2 rRNA genes are annotated in these 1,155 nt (G+C 69.7%); both read left to right on the top strand.

Annotation, left to right across the window (positions count from 1 at the left end):
- Window positions 1-119 (top strand): 23S ribosomal RNA (locus CED_RS20525); the annotation flags it as partial.
- A 70-nt stretch (window positions 120-189) separates the two neighbouring features.
- Window positions 190-306: ribosomal RNA gene (gene rrf, locus CED_RS20520) — 5S ribosomal RNA — on the top strand.
- Window positions 307-1,155 lie beyond the last annotated feature (849 nt).

Here is a 1,155-nt window from a genome sequence, read left to right as displayed (position 1 = left end):
GGTCTCCCACAGGGTAGCCTGGTAAGGCCCCCGACTAGATGATCGGGTTGATAGGCCGGAGGTGGAAGTGCGGTGACGCATGGAGCTGACCGGTACTAATAGGCCGAGGGCTTGTCTTCGAAGGTGCTACGCGTCCACTGTGCGGTTCTCGGGTGTACGGCCGGTTCGGCTGGTATATCTGGATAGTGTTTCGGTGGTTTTGGCGAAGGGGAAACGCCCGGTCTCATTCCGAACCCGGAAGCTAAGCTCTTCAGCGCCGATGGTACTGCATGGGGGACTGTGTGGGAGAGTAGGACGCCGCCGGACGTATACGAGTGTGGGGCTGTCTCCCTAGGGAGACAGCCCCACACCCTTTGTCACGCCCTTTTTCGGCATGGTCACCGGGTGGACCCGGTCATCACCGGTCCGGACGTCGTATCGTTGAGGGTTGTGGCATCACCGCACCATCGTGGACCCGGGTGAACGTCGTGGACCCGGGTGAACCCGGACCGACGTACCTACGCAACATCCGAAGCACAGCCGACGATCTCGGGCGCCGTGGTGTCCGCGTCGGAAGCCCGGCGGCCTGAGGGCGCCTCCGGATCACGAGGGACCCGCAGCCGCAACCGCGGTACCTGCGGGATGAAAGGGAAGTTGCCGGTCATGCCGAGGGAAGACAGATCCAGTCAGCGAGGCGGGACGACGCCGTTCACGTCCCCACACCCGCAGCGGCGTGATCGGGACGCTTCAGGTGATCGTGGCACGCCGGCAGAGGGACGTCGCGCCGGGCGCCCGGTGCGTGGCGATGCCCCGGGCGTAAGGCGGGGCGGCGGATCCGAGACCGGCGCGTCGCGCGGACAGGGGGGTCCCTCTCAGGGCGCGCGCCAGGGTGCGCGCGGCGGCGGGCAGGGCGGTGCGCGGGGAGGAACGCGGGGCGGGGCGGGCCAGTTCCGCCGCGGCCCGGAGGGCCAGGGCCGGCCGGACCGCTCCAGGGGTTCGGACTCCAACACCCGGTACGGCAACGCCCGGTACGGCGCATCGCCGCGTGCGGGCGATGCGGGATCCGCCACTTCCTCTTCCTCCTCGGCCGCCTCGTTCGTCGACCGCCGCCCGGGTGGGGCTCGGCGTCCGGAGGGGACGGGGACCGGCGGTGGGCGTGCTCCGGCGGCTGGCGGT

The sequence above is a fragment of the Frankia sp. CeD genome (genome assembly GCF_000732115.1).
Lineage (GTDB): Bacteria > Actinomycetota > Actinomycetes > Frankiales > Frankiaceae > Frankia > Frankia casuarinae.
This window is presented reverse-complemented; position numbering and strand designations above follow the sequence as displayed.